Genomic DNA, 16,361 nt, shown 5'->3' with positions numbered 1-16,361 from the left:
TATATCCTAAATTAAACGATATGGTCTTGGCTCAGATAAAGCAGCGCAGTTCCATTCACCTGCAAGGGGAAACTGCGCGTTAAGTCTCGCCCTTGGGCAAAACGGCAACAGCTTCTTATTAGACGTCTCCGTTCTCGGCGGTGTGGTGCTTGTCCTTCCGTTTGTCTCCGAACAACTGACGTTGTTCGAGGAAGGCGCGCTGTGCCTTGTAGAAGGCTTCGAGGAAGGCCTGGTGGTCTGCGTTCGGAACCGGGTCGGCATACTCGATCTTGCGGCGCACTTGCGCAAAGACGGCGGCCAGCGTTTCTTTCTGTTGCTTGTAGGCGGCGGGCCCTTTGGCGCGATTTGTACCGCGAAGAACCCCTTCGAGGGTCTGCAATTCGAACGCACCATAATGTTCCAATTGATGTGACAGGAATTGATAAGAGGATTGCGTAGCCGTCAGCGGCCGGTTGGTTTCTGACATATCCGGCAGCAAAAGAGGTTTCGGTAAGTGGATCACGTAGGTGCCTGCGATTACATCTCCAAGCCGCTGCCGACGTTTATTGAACAAAGGGACCGCCAGAACGCCCAAGACCCAGGCCAGCGAGATCAGGGATGGCACCAGAGCATCGGTTGTAAGCGTCAGCACCATCGTGCCGGGCAGGAAGATCTCGGCCTCTTTCATCAGGTTGCGCACGACCAGCGATTGCGTTGTCAGGGCCTGACCGTCTGCCGATACCACTTTGATCTTCATCAGCCGTTTACCAAGGGTTTGACCATTCCAGATCAGCTCGGAGGCGGCGTAGTAGGGGATGCGGATGACGAAGAAAAGCATCGCGCCAATTGCCGAAGCCGTGAACGGTTCGACCAGATCGAAGGAAACCGCCAGAAGGAACAGCGCAACCGCCACGGCCCCGGTGATCAGAATGTCGGTTAGCTGCGCGGCGGTTCGAACGCCGACACCGGCGACACGGAAGTAAAGCGGCACACCTTCAGGTGGCAGCAGGCGGTCCATTCCGGCAATGCTCATGACCGCCTCCTTCCGCCGAGAAGGAACCACAATAGCCAAAGCGCCCCGATGGTCCAGCCGATGGCAATGCGCGTGGAGCGATCCTGAACCAGTTGCCTGCCGAACCCTTCCAAAAGGGCCGCAACCACCAGCATCATCGCCGCGATCAGCGCCAGCTTGACCGCATCATGGCCCGCCGCGCGCAGGGCCGCTGCTCGGGTTTGAGGGCCGGGGAACAGGACAGCCAGACCCAGTTTCAGCCCCCCCGCGCCTGCGATGCAGATCGCCGACAGCTCGGTCACGCCGTGGATCGAGAGCCATCCGAACATGTCCCAACCCAACCCGCGGTCGATATGCAGGGCGTAGAACACGCCAAGGATCAGTCCGTTATAGAACAGCAGCATGATCGTCGGCGCGCATAGGAACGCGCCGAGGCCAAAGACAAAAATCGCGATCCGGGTGTTGTGAGAAAACAGATAGGTCGCAAAGGCGCCAAGGCCCGTGGCGTCCTCTTCACCATAGATCGCTGACCGTAGGTACTCGGTGCTGGCCTCAGGTCCGCGTCCTCCGGCGAGGTCGGATGGCATGAAGACGTAGAACCATTCGGGGTTGTCAAAATAGAAGAAATATCCGGCCAGCGCCCCGGCAGCCATGCACAGAAACCCCAGCAGTGTGACCCGCCACGAGGATCGCATCGCCCGTGGCCCGCCGCGGGTCAGGAACCTGCGAATGGTACCACCCAGCCTTTGTTGCGGGGCATAAACGCTCAGATAGGCGCGGCTGGTTAGGGCTTCGAGATAGTCTAACAAGCCACGATCCAGCGAAATCTCACGCGCGATGGACAGGGACGTGGTGGCCTGACGGTACAGGTCGGCCAGATCGCGCGCCTCTTGGAAACTCATGCGATGCAGGCCCTGACCCTCGGCCTTATCGACCAGTTCGGACAATCTGCGCCAATCGCCTTCGCGTTCCTGCCGAAACCGGGCAGAGCGGATCAGGTCACGTTCAGACATCAGATCATCTCTCGCGCTTTGATTTCCAGATAGGTGGAGATCAGGCGGGCCGACACCTCACCCGGTTCCGCATCGATCACAGTGACACCCAGTTGATGCAACCGTTCCAGTACAAGGCGACGTTCGCGCAGCAGTTGCCCGGTCGAAACCGTCTCTGCCACCCCGTCCATATCCGACGGGGCTTCATTGACCTGCGCTTCCAATATCGGATCACGCAGGGTGACGAAGACGATCAAATGCCGCTTGGCCAGAACGCTGACATTCTCGACCATCAGCTCGGCTGTGGTTGTGTCCACGAAATCCGAGAACACGATGATCAGGCTGCGCTTTGGCGTGCGTCCGTTCAGCTCGGTCATGGCCAGTGTATGGTTGGTCTCAACGTTTTCATAGCTGAGTTCGGCTGTGCGGCTGCGCAGCCGGTTGAACGCGGTGCGCCCCGGTTCGGGGGGCAGGAACATGCGTGGTTTGGCGTCATAGGCATAAAGTCCGACCTGATCGCCACCGATGGCGGCGGCCCAGGCGGTTGCCAATGCAGCAGTGATGGCGTGATCGATCTTTGGCAATCCCGCGACCTCTTCGCGCATCTGATAGCCGTTATCCAGCGCGATAATCACGTGGTGATTGCGTTCGGCGCGCACCTCTTTGGCGACAAGCGAGCGATACCGGGCCGAGCGTTTCCAGTCGATCGAGCTGGCATCCATGCCGCGCACGAAATCGCGCAGCTGGTGAAATTCGGTGCCTTCGCCGATGGCGCGGTTTTCCTTCACACCGAACAGGCGCGATTGGACGGTGGTCGAAATCTCACCAGACATAACCCGGCGGATGTTGGGTACCACAGGGACCTTCAGGCCAAAGCTCAGTTTGGGGACGAATTCGAACAGTTTCAGCCGCGAAGACCATGACAGCCACAGATGTGACAAATCCCAGGTGCCTCTTTGCCCCGCACGAAACGGGATTTGAACCGTGCCTTTCGACAGGTCAAAGCCCGACGGGCCGATCAGGCCCGATGGCCAGTCCAACTCTCCCAACATGCCCGGCGCAGTGGGGGAGACGGTCAGGTCGATCCGGCCTTCCTCGCCCACAAAGATATCCGGCATGGGGTCAACCGTCACAGACCGCCGACGCGGCCAGGACAACAGCAGATCGACAATCGCCAAACCGCATAGCACAACCCAGGGCAAACCAGCGATGGGCCGGGTTGCATCCCCCAGAACAATCGCCAGCAGCGACAGGCACAGCGCCGCGCAGGCCGCGATCAGCAATATGCGGGATGGCCGGATCAGCGGGGGGCCTCGATCTGGTTGAGGATGTTTTCCAGCACTTGCCGCGGGCCACGCCCTTCGATCTCAGCCGACGGGGACAGCACGATGCGGTGTTGCAGCGCGTGGATGATCAGGGTTTTGACATCATCGGGGATCGCAAAGTCGCGCCCGTTCAGGGCGGCCGTCGCACGGGTTGCCCCGGCAATGGCATCCGCCGCACGCGTCGAGGCGCCAAAGGCGATGTCCGCGCTTTCGCGCGTGGCACGGACCAGCCGCAGGATATAGGCTAGAATGTCGTCATCCAGGACGATCCCGTCGATCAACTGTCGCGCGGCCATCATGGTGGGTGCATCTAACAAGGGCTCAACGGTCTGGGTGGCACTCAGGAAATCCAGCGGCTCATTCGCATGCTGGCGCAGGATCGACAGCTCAACATCTTCGGGCGGGAAACTCAGGTTCACCTTGAACAGGAACCGGTCCAACTGCGCCTCGGGCAAGGGGTAGGTGCCTTGCTGTTCAATCGGGTTTTGGGTCGCGACCACGATGAATTCCGACCCCAGCATGTGGTCGGTGCCGTCAATCGTCACCATCCGTTCGTTCATCGCCTGAAGTAGCGCGGCCTGGGTTTTGGGCGGGGCGCGGTTGATCTCATCCGCCAGCAGGATCTGGCTGAAGACAGGGCCTTTTGTCAGAACAAATTCGCTGGTCTGGAAGTTGTAGATCGAGGTGCCCAACACGTCGCCCGGCATCAGGTCGGGGGTAAATTGGATACGTCCGAATTGCAGGTTCAACGCCCCGGCAAAGCTGCGGGCCAGCAGGGTTTTCGCGGTACCCGGAGGGCCTTCGAGCAGCACGTGCCCGCGTGCGAACAAGGCGGTTAGCAGCAGGTCGACAGCCTCTTGCTGGCCTTGCACAACTTTGCCGATCTCGGCGCGTAACGCCTCGGCCCGGGCGAACAATTCTTCAAGCGTCATTGGCAAGGTGCTCCAGTATCAGTTCGAATTGGTCAATGTAGGAAATCGCGTCATCTGCGCCCAAATGCGGGGGCAGGGCGCGTATGGTTTGGATCAACCCGTCCAGCTGGACGGCCAGATCAGGCTTTCTGGCGTGGACGTATTTCAGATACGCCTCCTCAGGTGTGCCGACTGTCATTTGCGTATTGCCAAACAGCGCGGCGGCGCGGGCGCGCAACCGTGTGTCGACATAGTCCGATAGCATCGCGCCATCCTGATCCGTCAGGCGCATAAGCCGTGCGCGTGCCCGATTGGCTGTACGTTTGCCAGTGCCCAGCGTCGGGACAAGGCCCACCACGGGCCCGCTGCGCAAACCGCCACGCCAGATCGAAAGCGCCAGTAAAAGACCCGCCCCGATCCACAAAACCCGAAACGGAGGTTCGAACAGGCGTTTCAAATCATCCCATGTGCGTTCACGGGCGACTACGTTTTCCGGTGCGGTCAGCCAGTTCTGGTCGCTGTAATCGATGATGATCCGCTGACCCCTTGCAATCTGAGGCAAGACCCGCGCCGCAATCCAAGCATTGTCACCCAGGGTCAGGCCATGATTGTTCAACAGATCCGGGTCTGACAGGATATAGACTTGTTGCTCGCCCTCAGACCCCGGCAGCGGGCACAGCCCCAGCAGCATCTCGCCTGGTTGTCCGACGATGGGATCGCACCCGTTTCCGGCAAAGGTCTGGGCCGCATAAATTCGGGCTTTCAGCTGTGGGTCTGCGACCAGATCATAGTCCAGAAACGGTCTGCGCGCGAAGTGCAGGACTCCGACCTCGGGCCCGACAAGCCCGTGCAGGATCGTTTCAAGATCGGTCCTTTGCGCGATCAGAAAGGGATGTCCGAAACCGGTCAGGCGCATGCCGCTGCGCCATTTCGGCAGAATGATCAGGCTGGGAACCGATTGCGCCTTGTCACGAATGACGTCGATGTCCTGATCGAACTCATCGGGCTGAAACAACAACTCTTCTTTGGTCTTCGCGGCGGTCCGATCTGTATCGAGGCGCGTGTCGTAAAGCGGCTGAACCAAAAGGCCCACGGTGCTGCGATCCAAAGGCCAGCCGCCCGTAAAGCTTTGTGCGGCATGCGATTGGCTGTTCAGCCAGCGATCCAGCCCGTCAAACCCGCTGGCCGACTCGCGCAATGCATATTGGCGGCCCGCCATGACATAGAGGAATATGCCGACGCATATCGCAATCACCACGCCGACGATGATCCAGTCCAAACGGATACGATCTGTCGGTGGGAACCCTGTTGTCTCGCTCATGCCCGCACCTCGCGCAGGACGGGCCGGATACGTGAGAGCAGTGCGTCAAAATCGCCCTTGCTGATCGAGTGATGACCGAAATTCACGCGCTCGCTTTCCAGAACCAGCGCGCGCAGATCAGGGATGTACCACAGGTTCTGCGGCATGCTGCTTAGGGCCTCGCGGTGGGTCCAGCTGCGTTTGAACAGCACCTCATTGGCGGCCAGACAGCGGCTCAGTGCCAGCTGGGCCAACCCGGTGACGGCCAGATCACGATCCTTAAGCCTGAGTAGCGCGTCCAGATCAGGCATTTCCTCGCCGTCCATCGCCGCCTTGGGATCGTTGTGCCGGCCCTTGCGCCTAGCATTGTCCGAGGATCTTCGGAAAGAAACAGATGATTTGCCCGCGCTGTTATAGATGAAAAGCGCCAGAAAAATCAGAACGATTGCCGAGATCGCACCCACGATCCAGCGACTGTCGGCAGGCAGTTGAACGGGTTGGTTTTCAGCCCGAGGCGTGAAATCCGTGTCCAGCGGCGGCGCGGGTTTGGTGGGATCGAAATACAGCACATCCGTGTCGATTCCCCGATATCTGACCGCTTTCAGATAGTCTTGCCCCGAGGCGCTGAGGTCCGGTCGGGATAGCGTCGCCTCCTGCGCGAAGGCAGAGGATACGGCGCACAGAAAACACGCAGAAAAACAGGCCAAAACAAATCTCATCGCGGTATCGATAGATCACTGGCGAAAGGCAGGCAACAACCTAGGCGCGTTTGTCAGGATCATCGTCCACAACCTGTTGCTATGGGCCACATCGAGGATGTGAAACCGGGCGATGATAGAGCCGCATAGTAGGTCTATTCAGGCTCTGCCGCATACAGGCCCAACTGATGCCTGCGCTGGTGAAACCGTTCGACACGTTCCACGATTTCATCGCTGGAAACCGAGATGACGAAGGACAACAGCGTTTCCAAAAGGGCGATGGTCGATACTGAGGAGGGAAAAAACTGCGGCGTATCCGCGGCCACGACAAACCCGTGTTGTGCGTTCAGGATCACGGGGCTGGCGGGGCTGTCCGAGATGCCAACAACTGTCATCCCCTGCCGCCGGGCCAGTTTGATCGCATCAATCACTTCGGTCCGGTAGGGGTGGCAGGTGATGGCGATCAGGACATCCTGTTCATCCGCCCAGGCCAGATCATCCACCGGGGTCGAACCTGACCGGGGGATGGCGTGAAACTGCTTCATCCCTGTCGAGGCCAGATAGGTAAAGTTGCGCGCGTTCGAGTTGTTCACACCAACGCCCAGCGTGAAAATTTGGCGACAGTTCCAGATATCTTCGGCGGCTGCGCGCAGTCGTTCGACATCGATGCCGGCAAATGTCTCTTCAATATTGCGGATGGCCGCGCCGATCATGTCGGCGTAAAGCCCTCCCATTTCGCCCGATTTGCCGATTTCCTGTAGCCAGCGGGCGCGGTCGGGAAATGAAACCGAACCTTTGCGGATCGCTTCGCGGAAGGGCGCGCGGAAATCTTCGTAGCCTTCGAACCCGACCTGCCGCGCCATGCGGACAAAGGTATTGGGTTTGACTTTGGCAGCCTCGGCAATCTCGCGCACGGTGGATACGCCCACATCCGTAGGGTTTTCCAGCACATACCGTGCGGCCTTTTGGGCTTCGGGCGTCAGGGCATCCCATTCCTCGGATAGACGATCCAGAACGATTGATGATACATTTGTGTCATTCATGATTGACGATGGTACAGTTGTGAAATTAGCCTGTCGAGCAGAATCGCAGGCCATGAAACGTGTATCAACCCGTGGCCCAACTACGGAGACTAAAGGATGACCCTGCCTGATACAATGAAGGCCATGGTGACCATGGGACATGGCGGTCTCGAGCAGATGGTTTTGCACGACAACTGGCCGCGCCCCGATCCTGCGCCGGGTGAGGTGTTGATCCGTGTGGCCGCATGCGGGCTGAATAATACGGATGTGAACACACGGTCGGGCTGGTATTCGAAAACCGTGACCGACGCGACAACCGGTGGTGCGTTTGCCGAGGTTGGCGAAGATGATCCCACTTGGGGCGGTGCGCCCATCACTTTTCCCCGCATTCAAGGCGCTGACATTTGTGGCCATATCGTTGCGGTTGGCGAGGGTGTGGACCCATCGTGCGTCGGACAACGGGTGATCACCGATGGCTGGCTGCGTGACCCGGACGATCCGCAGAACATGGATAAGACGGGTTACTACGGGTCCGAACGGGATGGCGGCTTTGCTGAATTCGCGACGACATTGGCGGTGAATGCCGTGCCAGTCACCTCGGACCTTTCGGACGCTGAACTGGCCACATTCTCCTGTTCCTATTCGACTGCCGAAGGGATGCTGACCCGCGCCAATGTGACCGACACGGATACGGTTCTGGTACCGGGCGCATCGGGTGGTGTTGGCGGTGCTTTGGTGCAGTTGGCCAAGCGCAGGGGTGCCCGTGTGATCGCGATGGCTTCTGAGGCAAAGCACGAAGACGTGGCCAAGCTTGGCCCAGACAGAATCTTGCCCCGTGCGCCTGAAAATCTGCGCGCAGCGCTTGGGGCTGAGAAAATCACAGTTGTGGCAGATGTGGTGGGTGGTCCTTATTGGCCGCACCTGATTGACGTATTGGAACGCGGCGGTCGGTATACATGTTCGGGTGCCATTGCCGGGCCTATGGTCGAGTTCGACCTGCGCACGTTCTATCTGCGCGATCTGACCTTCACCGGTTCCACCGTGATTGACCCTCAGGTCATGCAGAACCTCGTCAAATACATCGAAGCGGGTGAGATCAAACCGGCCCTTGCCGCAACCTACCCGCTTGAAGAATTGCGAGAGGCCCAGGCCGCGTTCGTCGCAAAACAACATACCGGCAACATCGTGGTGATCCCATGACGCTGTATGATGTCCTAGAAGCTGCTCGGCAGGTGCATCAGGCACATCCTGAGCTGTCCGCGTTTGGCGCGTGGCCTTCGGACCTGTCAGTTACGCACGCCCACCTCAGTCACATCGCAGCGGCAGACCAAGTGCGGGAATTTGAGGTCAAGGGCAGCGAATTGACCCAAAGGTTGGTGGCCGCGGTGCAAGGGACGACGCATCTGGCCCATTGGAAACAGACCTATACCGAAGACGAGGTCGGTGCGGATTTTCTGGCCCGCTATGGATATTATGAACTGTTTGGCCCAACCGGCCATTTCTACTCGACCCAGCTGCGCGGCTATATCGGGTATTGGGGCGCCGGGTTGAACTATGACTGGCACAGCCATCAGGCTGAGGAGCTTTATTTGACCTTGGCGGGCGGCGCTGTGTTCAAGAGCGCCGAGGATGCGGCATTCGTTGGGCCAGATCAAACCCGAATGCACTCCAGTTGGGAAAGCCATGCCATGGTTACAACCGATCAACCCATCCTGACATTTGTTCTGTGGCGCGGCGCGGGTATGGGCGATCTGCCAAGAATGGACGCGGCATGAAGATCACACGCATCCGCATCTATCAGACCGGATTGCCCTATGTTGGGGGCGCCTATGTTTGGGGTGCGGGAAACGCGATTGAAACCGCCATAGCATCGGTCGTGGTGATCGACACGGATGCCGGCCTGCAGGGCTGTGGTGAGTTTACGCCCTGCGGCGAGAATTACATGGTTGCCCATTCCGAAGGGGTCGCGGCGCTGGCGCGGTTGGTTGCATCCTCACTGTTGGGTCAAGATCCGCGACAAGTGGGTCAGATCGAACAGATCATGGATCATATGGTACAAGGTCACGGCTACGCCAAGGCCCCGTTCGATGCCGCGTGCTGGGATATTCTGGGGCAGGCCTGCGATCAACCCGTCTGGATGCTGTTGGGGGGCAAGCTGACCGACGGTGCGCCGATGTATCGGGTTGCACCACAGAAAGACACTGACGAAACAATTGCCGAGATGAACCGGTATCGCGATCAGGGCTACCGCCAGTTCCAGATCAAGGTGGGTGGTGACTGGGCCAGTGACATTGACCGCATTCGCAGCACAGTGCCCTTTCTGGAACCCAGCGAAAAGGCGATGGCAGATGCAAATCAGGGCTGGAGGGTTGACAATGCGATCCGGGTGGCCCGTGCCACGCGCGATCTGGATTTCATCCTCGAACAGCCCTGCCGGACGTATGAGGAATGCCAGCAAGTCAGACGTGTTGCTGAGCAGCCGATGAAGCTGGACGAATGCCTAACCAGCATGCACGTGGCGCAGCGGATTGTTGCAGATCGCGGGGCCGAGATTTGCTGTCTGAAGATCTCGAACCTCGGCGGTCTCAGCAAAGCGCGGCGGGTGAGGGACTATCTGGTCGAAAACCGGATACCCGTGGTCAGCGAGGATACTTGGGGCGGTGAGATCACATCCGCTGTCGTGGCCCATTTCGCGGCCTCGACCCCGTCGGAGTATCTGCAGAACACAACCGATTTGATGAACTACAACACCCGATCCACCGGCATCGGCGGCCCGATTGCCCGTGATGGCAAGCTATACGCGACTGACACACCCGGCCTGGGTGTCAAACCAGACTTTGAAAGCCTCGGCGCACCAGTGGCGGAGTATGCCTTATGAAGCCTCAAGCCATCGCTACCCAGATGATCGACGACGCGCGCGTGCGCGTCACACGTTTTGACTTTGCCCCCGGTGCAGAAACCGGGTGGCACCGGCACCAGATGGATTACGTCATCGCGGCCATCACGGATTGTCACATGCGCCTTGAGCTGCCGGATGGTTCCGTCAAAGAGGTCACTGTGCCCGCCGGAACAGCCTATCGCCGCGATGAAGGCGTCGAGCATAATGTGATCAACGCGGGTGACGAACCGATGTCTTTTGTTGAAGTGGAACTGAAATGAAGATCACGCGCCTTTCGGTCTATCACGTCGATCTACCGCTTGAGCATCCTTATTGGCTGTCTGGTGGGCGGCTGAAATTCGAAGTGTTGGACGCGACGCTGGTGAAGGTGGAAACCGATGCGGGGCTGATCGGTTGGGGTGAGGGCACGCCATGGGGTCACACCTATGTGCCCGCACATGGGCCGGGTATTCGGGCTGGGATCGAGACCATGGCACCGTTCATTCTGAGCCTAGATCCGCGCAAGGTGCTGGAGGTTGAGCGCGCGATGGATCTGGCCTTGCCCGGCCATCTCTACGCCAAAAGCCCGATTGATATGGCCTGCTGGGATATTGCCGGGCAGGCGGCGGCGTTGCCGATTGCTGATCTGATGGGCGGCGGGTCCCGTACACCGCGCCCGATTGCCTCGTCCGTTGGGGCGAAGACAGTCGAAGAAACCCGCGAGGTGATCGAACGTTACCGCAGCCGGGGCTATGTGGCCCATTCGGTGAAGATCGGTGGCGATGTGGAACGTGACATCGCCCGTGTCCGCGATGTGGAAAGCATCCGGCGACCGGGTGAGATTGTCCTGTATGACGTCAACCGGGGCTGGACGCGGCAACAGGCCCTGCGGGTGATGAGCGCCTGTGAAGACCTGAACGTGATGTTCGAACAGCCTGGCGAGTCACTCGACGATATCGCCGCCCTCTCTGGCCGTCATGCCTCACCCGTGTCGGTGGATGAAAGTCTGGTGACGTTGCAAGATGCCGCCCGTATCGCCCGCGAAGGGATCGCTGAGGTCTTTGGGATCAAGTTGAACCGGGTCGGTGGTTTGACCAAGGCCGCGCGGCTACGGGATATCGCACTGGCCCACGGGATCGACATGTTCGTGATGGCGACTGGCGGAACGGTTCTGGCCGATACCGAGGCCCTGCATCTGGCTGCGACCATCCCGGATCACTACTGTCACGCCGTCTGGGCCTGTCAGGATATGATCACCGTCGATATTGCCGGTGGTCGCGGCCCCCGCAATATCAACGGCCACCTGCATTTGCCCGAGGCTCCGGGTCTTGGCGTGCACCCCGATGAAGACGCGCTGGGTGACCCGGTCGCGATTTATGAATAGTCACTGAGTTTATTACGATGGAGATCGCGTGACATGCTGAAGATCAACACTCAAGCCGAATGGATCGACCGCGCGAATGCTGTTTTGCCAGCGGGCGGGTTTGGCAATTTCGATCCGGGGATCATTATCTCTCGTGGTGAGGGCAGCCGTGTCTGGGATGAGGATGGCAACGAATACATCGACTATCTGATCGGATCAGGGCCGATGTTGCTGGGCCACGGTCATCCCGAGGTGATGGAGGCCGTGCTGGAGCAACTGCCCAAGGGTATGACCTTTTTCGCCAACAACGCCAAGGGCATCGAACTGGCAGAAGCGATCATTGAGGCGGTGCCCTGTTGCGAACAGGTCCGCTTTGTTGCTTCGGGGGGTGAGGCGGATATGTATGCGATCCGTCTGGCGCGGGCCTATACCGGGCGCGATAAAATCCTGAAATTCGAAGGTGGCTATCACGGGATGAGCGCCGAGGCACAGATGAGCCTAGCCCCTAGCCGACAGGTCAATTTCCCACAGGCTGTACCCGACAGCGCCGGTATCCCACAGGGGGTCGCGGATCAGGTGCTGATCGCTCCGTTCAATGACCTGGACGCGGTAGAAGCCCTGCTGAACGAACATGGCGACATCGCCGCGATCATGGTCGAACCTCTGCAGCGGATCATCCCGCCCATGCCCGGCTATCTGCAGGGCCTGCGCGATCTGTGTGACAAGCACAATGTTTTGTTGATCTTTGATGAAATCGTCACTGGTTTCCGCTTGGCCTATGGCGGCGCGCAGGAGCGCTATGGCGTGACACCCGACATCTGTACGATGGGCAAGATCACCGGCGGAGGCTTCCCGCTGGCCGCGTTGGGCGCAAGTGCCGATATCATGAAGCATTTCGACAAATCGCAAGTGGGCGAGGGTGGATGGCTGATGCAGCTTGGCACCTTGTCAGGCAACCCCGTTGCCTCGGTCGCCGGGCTGAAAACGATGGAGATTCTGCGCCGCGACGGCACTTATGATCGCCTGCGCGACATTGGTGCGCGCCTACAAAATATGCTGGCCGATACGTTGAATGAGGCCGGGATCGCGCACCAGATTTGCGGTGACGTGACCCTGTTTGACGTCTACTTCACCAGTAGCGACTGTCGTGACTATCGCAGCGCCAAGCATGACGATCCAAAGCGCAACGTCCTGTTCAATGACGTGTTGCGCGCGCATGGTATCTTCAAATCGCCAGGTAAGCTCTATCCGTCCTTGGCGATCACCGAGGCGGATCTGGAACAGACACAATATGCCATTCAGCAAGCAGTCAGCGCTATAAGCTAAAGATACGCCTTGATCCAAAAAAATCGGGCCGCTGTTGACCCCCAACAGCGACCCTGGACCTTTTGAATGTCGGGGTCAGCCTCGCCCCCTCGAACACTGATTAAAACACTAACAACTTGAAACTTTTCGATACTTTCGAGACTGTCCCGATTTTCCAACCGGTATGAACACACTATCAGCTGAATTCCGGCCCTGCGCTGTGAAAAAGTTCACATTGGTTAAAATTTTTCGATTTTTTTCCAATCAAAGAATCCGGGGCCTGCATTTTTGAGCAGGATATCAGCTACGGCACGGCCCATTTCAGCGCCGTCTTCGATGGCTCCGGTGGTGTCTTCACCAATCGCTTCGGACCCGTCGGGGCGCAGAACCTCGCCGCGCAGCCTTAGCTGACCATTGTTGATCTCGGCCAGACCAGCGATTGGGGTTTCGCATGAACCATCCAGCGCCGCCAGCAAGGATCGCTCGGCTGTCAGTCGGTTGCTGGTCTCCACATGGTGAATTGCTTCAAGCATCTCGGCGGCGCGGCTGTCATCTTCGCGACGCTCTATTCCGATAGCGCCTTGTGCAATGGCGGGCAGCATCTCGTCGGGCGAGATCGGGCTGGCTGGAACATCCGCCATGTCCAGGCGCCGGATGCCCGCCATGGCCAGAAACGTGCATTCGGCCACGCCATCTGCCAGTTTCTTTAGGCGCGTCTGAACATTACCCCGGAATTCGACAACACTCAGATCAGGCCGGCGATTGAGCAATTGCGCCTTGCGCCGCAGCGACGAGGTGCCAACCACTGCATCCTGAGGCAGGTCGTGGATGGCCTGAAACTGCGGAGAGATGAAGGCATCCCGAACGTCTTCACGCGGCAGGAACGCGTCCAGCACCAGACCTTCGGGCTGTGCAACCGGCATGTCTTTGGTCGAATGCACGGCGATGTCGATAGCGCCGCGCAGCATCGCCTCTTCGATCTCTTTGGTGAACAGGCCCTTGTTGCCGATTTCTTTCAGCGGTCGGTCCGCGTCGATCATGGCGCGGTTGTCGCCGGTGGTTTTGATCACCACGATGTCAAACGCGTTCTCGGGCAAATCGAACGCATCACGTAACCGTTGGCGCGTTTCAAAGGCCTGCGCCAGAGCAAGCGGCGAGCCTCGGGTGCCGATCTTCAGCGGCGATGCGGGGGTGGGCAGGGTCAGTGTCATGGGCACAGCTTTAGTCGCGTCACATTGCCCTGACAATGGGGGCTGCGCTTGACAAATTGCCGCCAAAGGATGACCCCGTGGACCAATTAGAACACTTGGGGGCAAAGATGGCCGAGACGAAAAAGTTGTTGCGGACGCTGGCGGGTGAAGTCCAGGACGTGCCGCCGATCTGGATGATGCGTCAGGCTGGCCGGTATCTGCCCGAATATCGCGAAACGCGGGCGCAGGCCGGAGATTTCCTGTCGCTTTGCTATAACCCCGAGCTGGCTGCCGAGGTCACGTTGCAGCCGATCCGCCGATACGGGTTCGATGCGGCGATTCTGTTTGCCGATATTCTATTGGTGCCGCAGGCATTGGGGGCTGATCTGTGGTTTGTGACCGGTGAGGGCCCGCGTTTGTCGACGGTCACGCAGCAATCGGACTTTGATGTTCTGAAGCCGGTTGAGGATATTCATGAAACATTGTCTCCGGTCTATGAAACCGTTCGGATTCTGTCGCGCGAGTTGCCTTCTGAAACAACCTTGATTGGTTTTGCCGGTGCGCCCTGGACGGTGGCGACCTATATGATCGCAGGGCGCGGCACACCGGATCAGGGCCCCGCGCATGCGCTGCGCGAGGGGAACACTGCGCTGTTTGAAGCTTTACTGGATCGGATCACGCTGGCGACCATCGAATACCTCTCGGCTCAGATTGAGGCGGGTGCAGAAGTGGTCAAGATTTTCGACAGCTGGGCTGGGTCTTTGAAAGGCGAGGCGTTCCGGAAATATGCGGTGGAACCCTGCCGGGTAATTACGCAGGCCATCAAAGCGCGCCATCCCGATATCCCGGTCATTGGTTTTCCGCGAGAAGCGGGCGATGGATATATCGGTTTTGCCAAAGACACCGGCGTGAATTGCGTAGCTTTGGACAACTCGGTCGCGCCTGATTGGGCGGCGGCGCATGTGCAGGTAGACGGCTGTGTTCAGGGCAATCTTGCGTCCTCGCACATGGTCACAGGCGGTCAGGCGCTGGTGGATGAAACCCGGCGCATTGTCGAGGCGTTTTCGAAAGGACCCCATATCTTCAACCTGGGGCATGGGATCACGCCGGATGCGGACCCAGAGAATGTGCAGTTGATGATCGACACTGTGCGTGGGCGGTAAGGGGAAAAGGGGGCCAGCCCCCTTCTTGGCCTGCGGCCAATTCATCCCCCGGGATATTTTTAGCCAGATGAAGGGTTGGATCGGCGCAATTGGTCGAGTTCCGCTTTGATCTCGGCGCTGTGTTCGCCTCGGGTCGGGCTGGGCTGCGGGGTCCAGCAGCGGTTTGAGAAGCGGGGCGCGGCTGCTGCCTGAAGGGTGCCGTCGACGCTCTGCCATGTTTGACGCATATCGTTCATGGGATGGGTGAGGGCTTCATCCGGGCTGAGAACCGGAGCGACACAGGCGTCTGAGCCTTGGAACAAGTTTGCCCAGTGGTCCCGCGGATGTTTGCAGAATAGCTGCGCCAAGCGACGGGTCTGCTCGGGCCAGAGCGTCGGGTTGTATTGAGGTTCAAAGGCGTCGTGTTCAGACAGCCCAATGATCTTCAGGAATTCGGCGTAGAACTTGGGTTCGAGACATTGAACGGTGATATAACGCCCATCCGAACAGGTGTACGTGCGGCTCCAATGCGGGCCGTCCAGCAGGCTTTGACCGCGTGCCTCTTGCAGGTTGCCAGTTTGGCGCATGGTCATCAGCAGGTTCATCATATGGGCCGAGCCGTCATAGATGGCGGCGTCGACCACCGTGCCTTCTCCAGTGCTTTGGGCGTTGATGAGGCCTGCGAGCAACCCTGCGACCAGGTACATCGCACCGCCGCCGATATCGCCCACCAGTGTGGCTGGGGTTTGTGGAATCGCATCGGATGCTGATGCGTACCAAAGCGCACCGGAAAGAGAGATGTAGTTCAGATCATGGCCTGCGGTCTGGGCCAAGGGGCTGTTCTGCCCCCAACCAGTCATGCGCCCATAGACCAGTTTTGGATTGCTTCGCAGGCATTCATCTGGCCCGAGGCCCAGCTTTTCCATCACGCCGGGGCGGAAGCCTTCGATCAGCGCATCGGCGGTGTCGATCAACTGCTTTGCGGTTTCCAGATCGTCAGCGTCTTTCAGATCCAGCGCAATCGATCGTTTGCCCCGGTTCAGGATCGAGCGGTCCGGCATTCCCGGTGGCGGGGTGCCGTTTTTGCGATGGATGGTGATCACATCCGCGCCCAGATCGGCCAGCAACATGGCGGCAAAGGGCGCGGGGCCAAGCCCTTCAACCTCGATGATGCGTGTTCCGTTCAGCATGTGACGCCTCCTGTTTGGGCCGAAGTTTCCGGCGGATCGGTAAGATTGCAAGAG

At 59.1% G+C, this 16,361-nt stretch carries 16 protein-coding genes; 7 read left to right on the top strand and 9 right to left on the bottom strand.

Annotated features, from left to right (window positions below; translation table 11 throughout):
- Positions 1-118 precede the first annotated feature (118 nt).
- The 7 genes from ACR0JX_RS14425 to ACR0JX_RS14395 form a co-directional block, all read right to left on the bottom strand.
- A complete protein-coding gene (locus tag ACR0JX_RS14425) occupies positions 119-1,012 on the bottom strand; it encodes an RDD family protein (protein WP_480544464.1) in 894 nt (297 codons plus the stop codon).
- Complete coding sequence (locus ACR0JX_RS14420) at positions 1,009-2,004, bottom strand: stage II sporulation protein M (RefSeq protein ID WP_480544463.1); 996 nt, start codon at positions 2,002-2,004, stop codon at positions 1,009-1,011. The genes ACR0JX_RS14425 and ACR0JX_RS14420 overlap by 4 nt, the downstream gene beginning before the upstream one ends.
- Positions 2,004-3,266 (bottom strand): DUF58 domain-containing protein, encoded by a 1,263-nt coding sequence (locus ACR0JX_RS14415; RefSeq protein WP_480544461.1) that lies wholly within the window; start codon positions 3,264-3,266, stop codon positions 2,004-2,006. The genes ACR0JX_RS14420 and ACR0JX_RS14415 overlap by 1 nt, the downstream gene beginning before the upstream one ends.
- A gap of 17 nt (positions 3,267-3,283) precedes the next feature.
- Positions 3,284-4,240 carry an AAA family ATPase gene (locus tag ACR0JX_RS14410; protein ID WP_480544460.1) on the bottom strand — a complete coding sequence of 319 codons (957 nt, stop codon included), beginning with the start codon at positions 4,238-4,240 and terminating at the stop codon, positions 3,284-3,286.
- A complete protein-coding gene (locus ACR0JX_RS14405; protein WP_480544459.1) occupies positions 4,230-5,540 on the bottom strand; it encodes a hypothetical protein in 1,311 nt (436 codons plus the stop codon). The genes ACR0JX_RS14410 and ACR0JX_RS14405 overlap by 11 nt, the downstream gene beginning before the upstream one ends.
- Positions 5,537-6,238, bottom strand: coding sequence for a hypothetical protein (locus tag ACR0JX_RS14400; RefSeq protein ID WP_480544458.1), 702 nt, complete (start codon positions 6,236-6,238; stop codon positions 5,537-5,539). The genes ACR0JX_RS14405 and ACR0JX_RS14400 overlap by 4 nt, the downstream gene beginning before the upstream one ends.
- 134 nt (positions 6,239-6,372) lie before the next feature.
- Positions 6,373-7,260 (bottom strand): MurR/RpiR family transcriptional regulator, encoded by an 888-nt coding sequence (locus tag ACR0JX_RS14395; protein WP_480544457.1) that lies wholly within the window; start codon positions 7,258-7,260, stop codon positions 6,373-6,375.
- 96 nt (positions 7,261-7,356) lie between these two features.
- On the opposite strand from ACR0JX_RS14395, the gene ACR0JX_RS14390 reads away from it, so the two are divergent.
- The 6 genes from ACR0JX_RS14390 to ACR0JX_RS14365 are packed head-to-tail and all read left to right on the top strand — an operon-like array spanning position 7,357 to position 12,806.
- Positions 7,357-8,439 carry an alcohol dehydrogenase family protein gene (locus ACR0JX_RS14390; protein WP_480544456.1) on the top strand — a complete coding sequence of 361 codons (1,083 nt, stop codon included), beginning with the start codon at positions 7,357-7,359 and terminating at the stop codon, positions 8,437-8,439.
- Positions 8,436-9,014: a dimethylsulfonioproprionate lyase family protein gene (locus ACR0JX_RS14385; protein ID WP_480544455.1), complete on the top strand. Its 579-nt coding sequence runs from the start codon at positions 8,436-8,438 to the stop codon at positions 9,012-9,014. Before ACR0JX_RS14390 ends, ACR0JX_RS14385 begins: the two co-directional genes overlap by 4 nt.
- Positions 9,011-10,117 carry a mandelate racemase/muconate lactonizing enzyme family protein gene (locus tag ACR0JX_RS14380; protein WP_480544454.1) on the top strand — a complete coding sequence of 369 codons (1,107 nt, stop codon included), beginning with the start codon at positions 9,011-9,013 and terminating at the stop codon, positions 10,115-10,117. Before ACR0JX_RS14385 ends, ACR0JX_RS14380 begins: the two co-directional genes overlap by 4 nt.
- On the top strand, positions 10,114-10,398 hold the full coding sequence (locus ACR0JX_RS14375; protein ID WP_480544453.1) for a cupin domain-containing protein: 285 nt from the start codon (positions 10,114-10,116) through the stop codon (positions 10,396-10,398). Before ACR0JX_RS14380 ends, ACR0JX_RS14375 begins: the two co-directional genes overlap by 4 nt.
- Positions 10,395-11,501 carry a mandelate racemase/muconate lactonizing enzyme family protein gene (locus ACR0JX_RS14370; protein ID WP_480544452.1) on the top strand — a complete coding sequence of 369 codons (1,107 nt, stop codon included), beginning with the start codon at positions 10,395-10,397 and terminating at the stop codon, positions 11,499-11,501. The genes ACR0JX_RS14375 and ACR0JX_RS14370 overlap by 4 nt, the downstream gene beginning before the upstream one ends.
- A 33-nt stretch (positions 11,502-11,534) precedes the next feature.
- Positions 11,535-12,806 carry an aspartate aminotransferase family protein gene (locus ACR0JX_RS14365; RefSeq protein ID WP_480544451.1) on the top strand — a complete coding sequence of 424 codons (1,272 nt, stop codon included), beginning with the start codon at positions 11,535-11,537 and terminating at the stop codon, positions 12,804-12,806.
- A gap of 218 nt (positions 12,807-13,024) precedes the next feature.
- Here the strand turns inward: ACR0JX_RS14365 and hemC are convergent, their stop codons facing one another.
- Entirely contained in the window at positions 13,025-13,996 is a 972-nt protein-coding gene (hemC, locus tag ACR0JX_RS14360) for a hydroxymethylbilane synthase (RefSeq protein ID WP_480544450.1), read from the bottom strand.
- A 107-nt stretch (positions 13,997-14,103) separates the two neighbouring features.
- On the opposite strand from hemC, the gene hemE reads away from it, so the two are divergent.
- Positions 14,104-15,138 carry a uroporphyrinogen decarboxylase gene (gene hemE / locus ACR0JX_RS14355; RefSeq protein ID WP_480544449.1) on the top strand — a complete coding sequence of 345 codons (1,035 nt, stop codon included), beginning with the start codon at positions 14,104-14,106 and terminating at the stop codon, positions 15,136-15,138.
- Between the two features lie 59 nt (positions 15,139-15,197).
- Here hemE and ACR0JX_RS14350 read toward each other — a convergent pair whose 3' ends face one another.
- Positions 15,198-16,307: a CaiB/BaiF CoA transferase family protein gene (locus ACR0JX_RS14350; protein ID WP_480544448.1), complete on the bottom strand. Its 1,110-nt coding sequence runs from the start codon at positions 16,305-16,307 to the stop codon at positions 15,198-15,200.
- Positions 16,308-16,361: the final 54 nt, after the last annotated feature.

It is taken from the genome of Ruegeria sp. AH7 (genome assembly GCF_056541325.1).
This window is presented reverse-complemented; position numbering and strand designations above follow the sequence as displayed.

What these genes read in the sequence shown, in the direction of transcription:
- ACR0JX_RS14425 (WP_480544464.1), bottom strand. Translation starts at nt 1,012, where the DNA reads ATGAGCATTGCCGGAATGGACCGCCTGCTGCCACCTGAAGGTGTGCCG.
- ACR0JX_RS14420 (WP_480544463.1), bottom strand. Translation starts at nt 2,004, where the DNA reads ATGTCTGAACGTGACCTGATCCGCTCTGCCCGGTTTCGGCAGGAACGC.
- ACR0JX_RS14410 (WP_480544460.1), bottom strand. Translation starts at nt 4,240, where the DNA reads ATGACGCTTGAAGAATTGTTCGCCCGGGCCGAGGCGTTACGCGCCGAG.
- ACR0JX_RS14405 (WP_480544459.1), bottom strand. Translation starts at nt 5,540, where the DNA reads ATGAGCGAGACAACAGGGTTCCCACCGACAGATCGTATCCGTTTGGAC.
- ACR0JX_RS14400 (WP_480544458.1), bottom strand. Translation starts at nt 6,238, where the DNA reads ATGAGATTTGTTTTGGCCTGTTTTTCTGCGTGTTTTCTGTGCGCCGTA.
- ACR0JX_RS14395 (WP_480544457.1), bottom strand. Translation starts at nt 7,260, where the DNA reads ATGAATGACACAAATGTATCATCAATCGTTCTGGATCGTCTATCCGAG.
- ACR0JX_RS14390 (WP_480544456.1), top strand. Translation starts at nt 7,357, where the DNA reads ATGACCCTGCCTGATACAATGAAGGCCATGGTGACCATGGGACATGGC.
- ACR0JX_RS14385 (WP_480544455.1), top strand. Translation starts at nt 8,436, where the DNA reads ATGACGCTGTATGATGTCCTAGAAGCTGCTCGGCAGGTGCATCAGGCA.
- ACR0JX_RS14380 (WP_480544454.1), top strand. Translation starts at nt 9,011, where the DNA reads ATGAAGATCACACGCATCCGCATCTATCAGACCGGATTGCCCTATGTT.
- ACR0JX_RS14375 (WP_480544453.1), top strand. Translation starts at nt 10,114, where the DNA reads ATGAAGCCTCAAGCCATCGCTACCCAGATGATCGACGACGCGCGCGTG.
- ACR0JX_RS14370 (WP_480544452.1), top strand. Translation starts at nt 10,395, where the DNA reads ATGAAGATCACGCGCCTTTCGGTCTATCACGTCGATCTACCGCTTGAG.
- ACR0JX_RS14365 (WP_480544451.1), top strand. Translation starts at nt 11,535, where the DNA reads ATGCTGAAGATCAACACTCAAGCCGAATGGATCGACCGCGCGAATGCT.
- hemC (WP_480544450.1), bottom strand. Translation starts at nt 13,996, where the DNA reads ATGACACTGACCCTGCCCACCCCCGCATCGCCGCTGAAGATCGGCACC.
- hemE (WP_480544449.1), top strand. Translation starts at nt 14,104, where the DNA reads ATGGCCGAGACGAAAAAGTTGTTGCGGACGCTGGCGGGTGAAGTCCAG.
- ACR0JX_RS14350 (WP_480544448.1), bottom strand. Translation starts at nt 16,307, where the DNA reads ATGCTGAACGGAACACGCATCATCGAGGTTGAAGGGCTTGGCCCCGCG.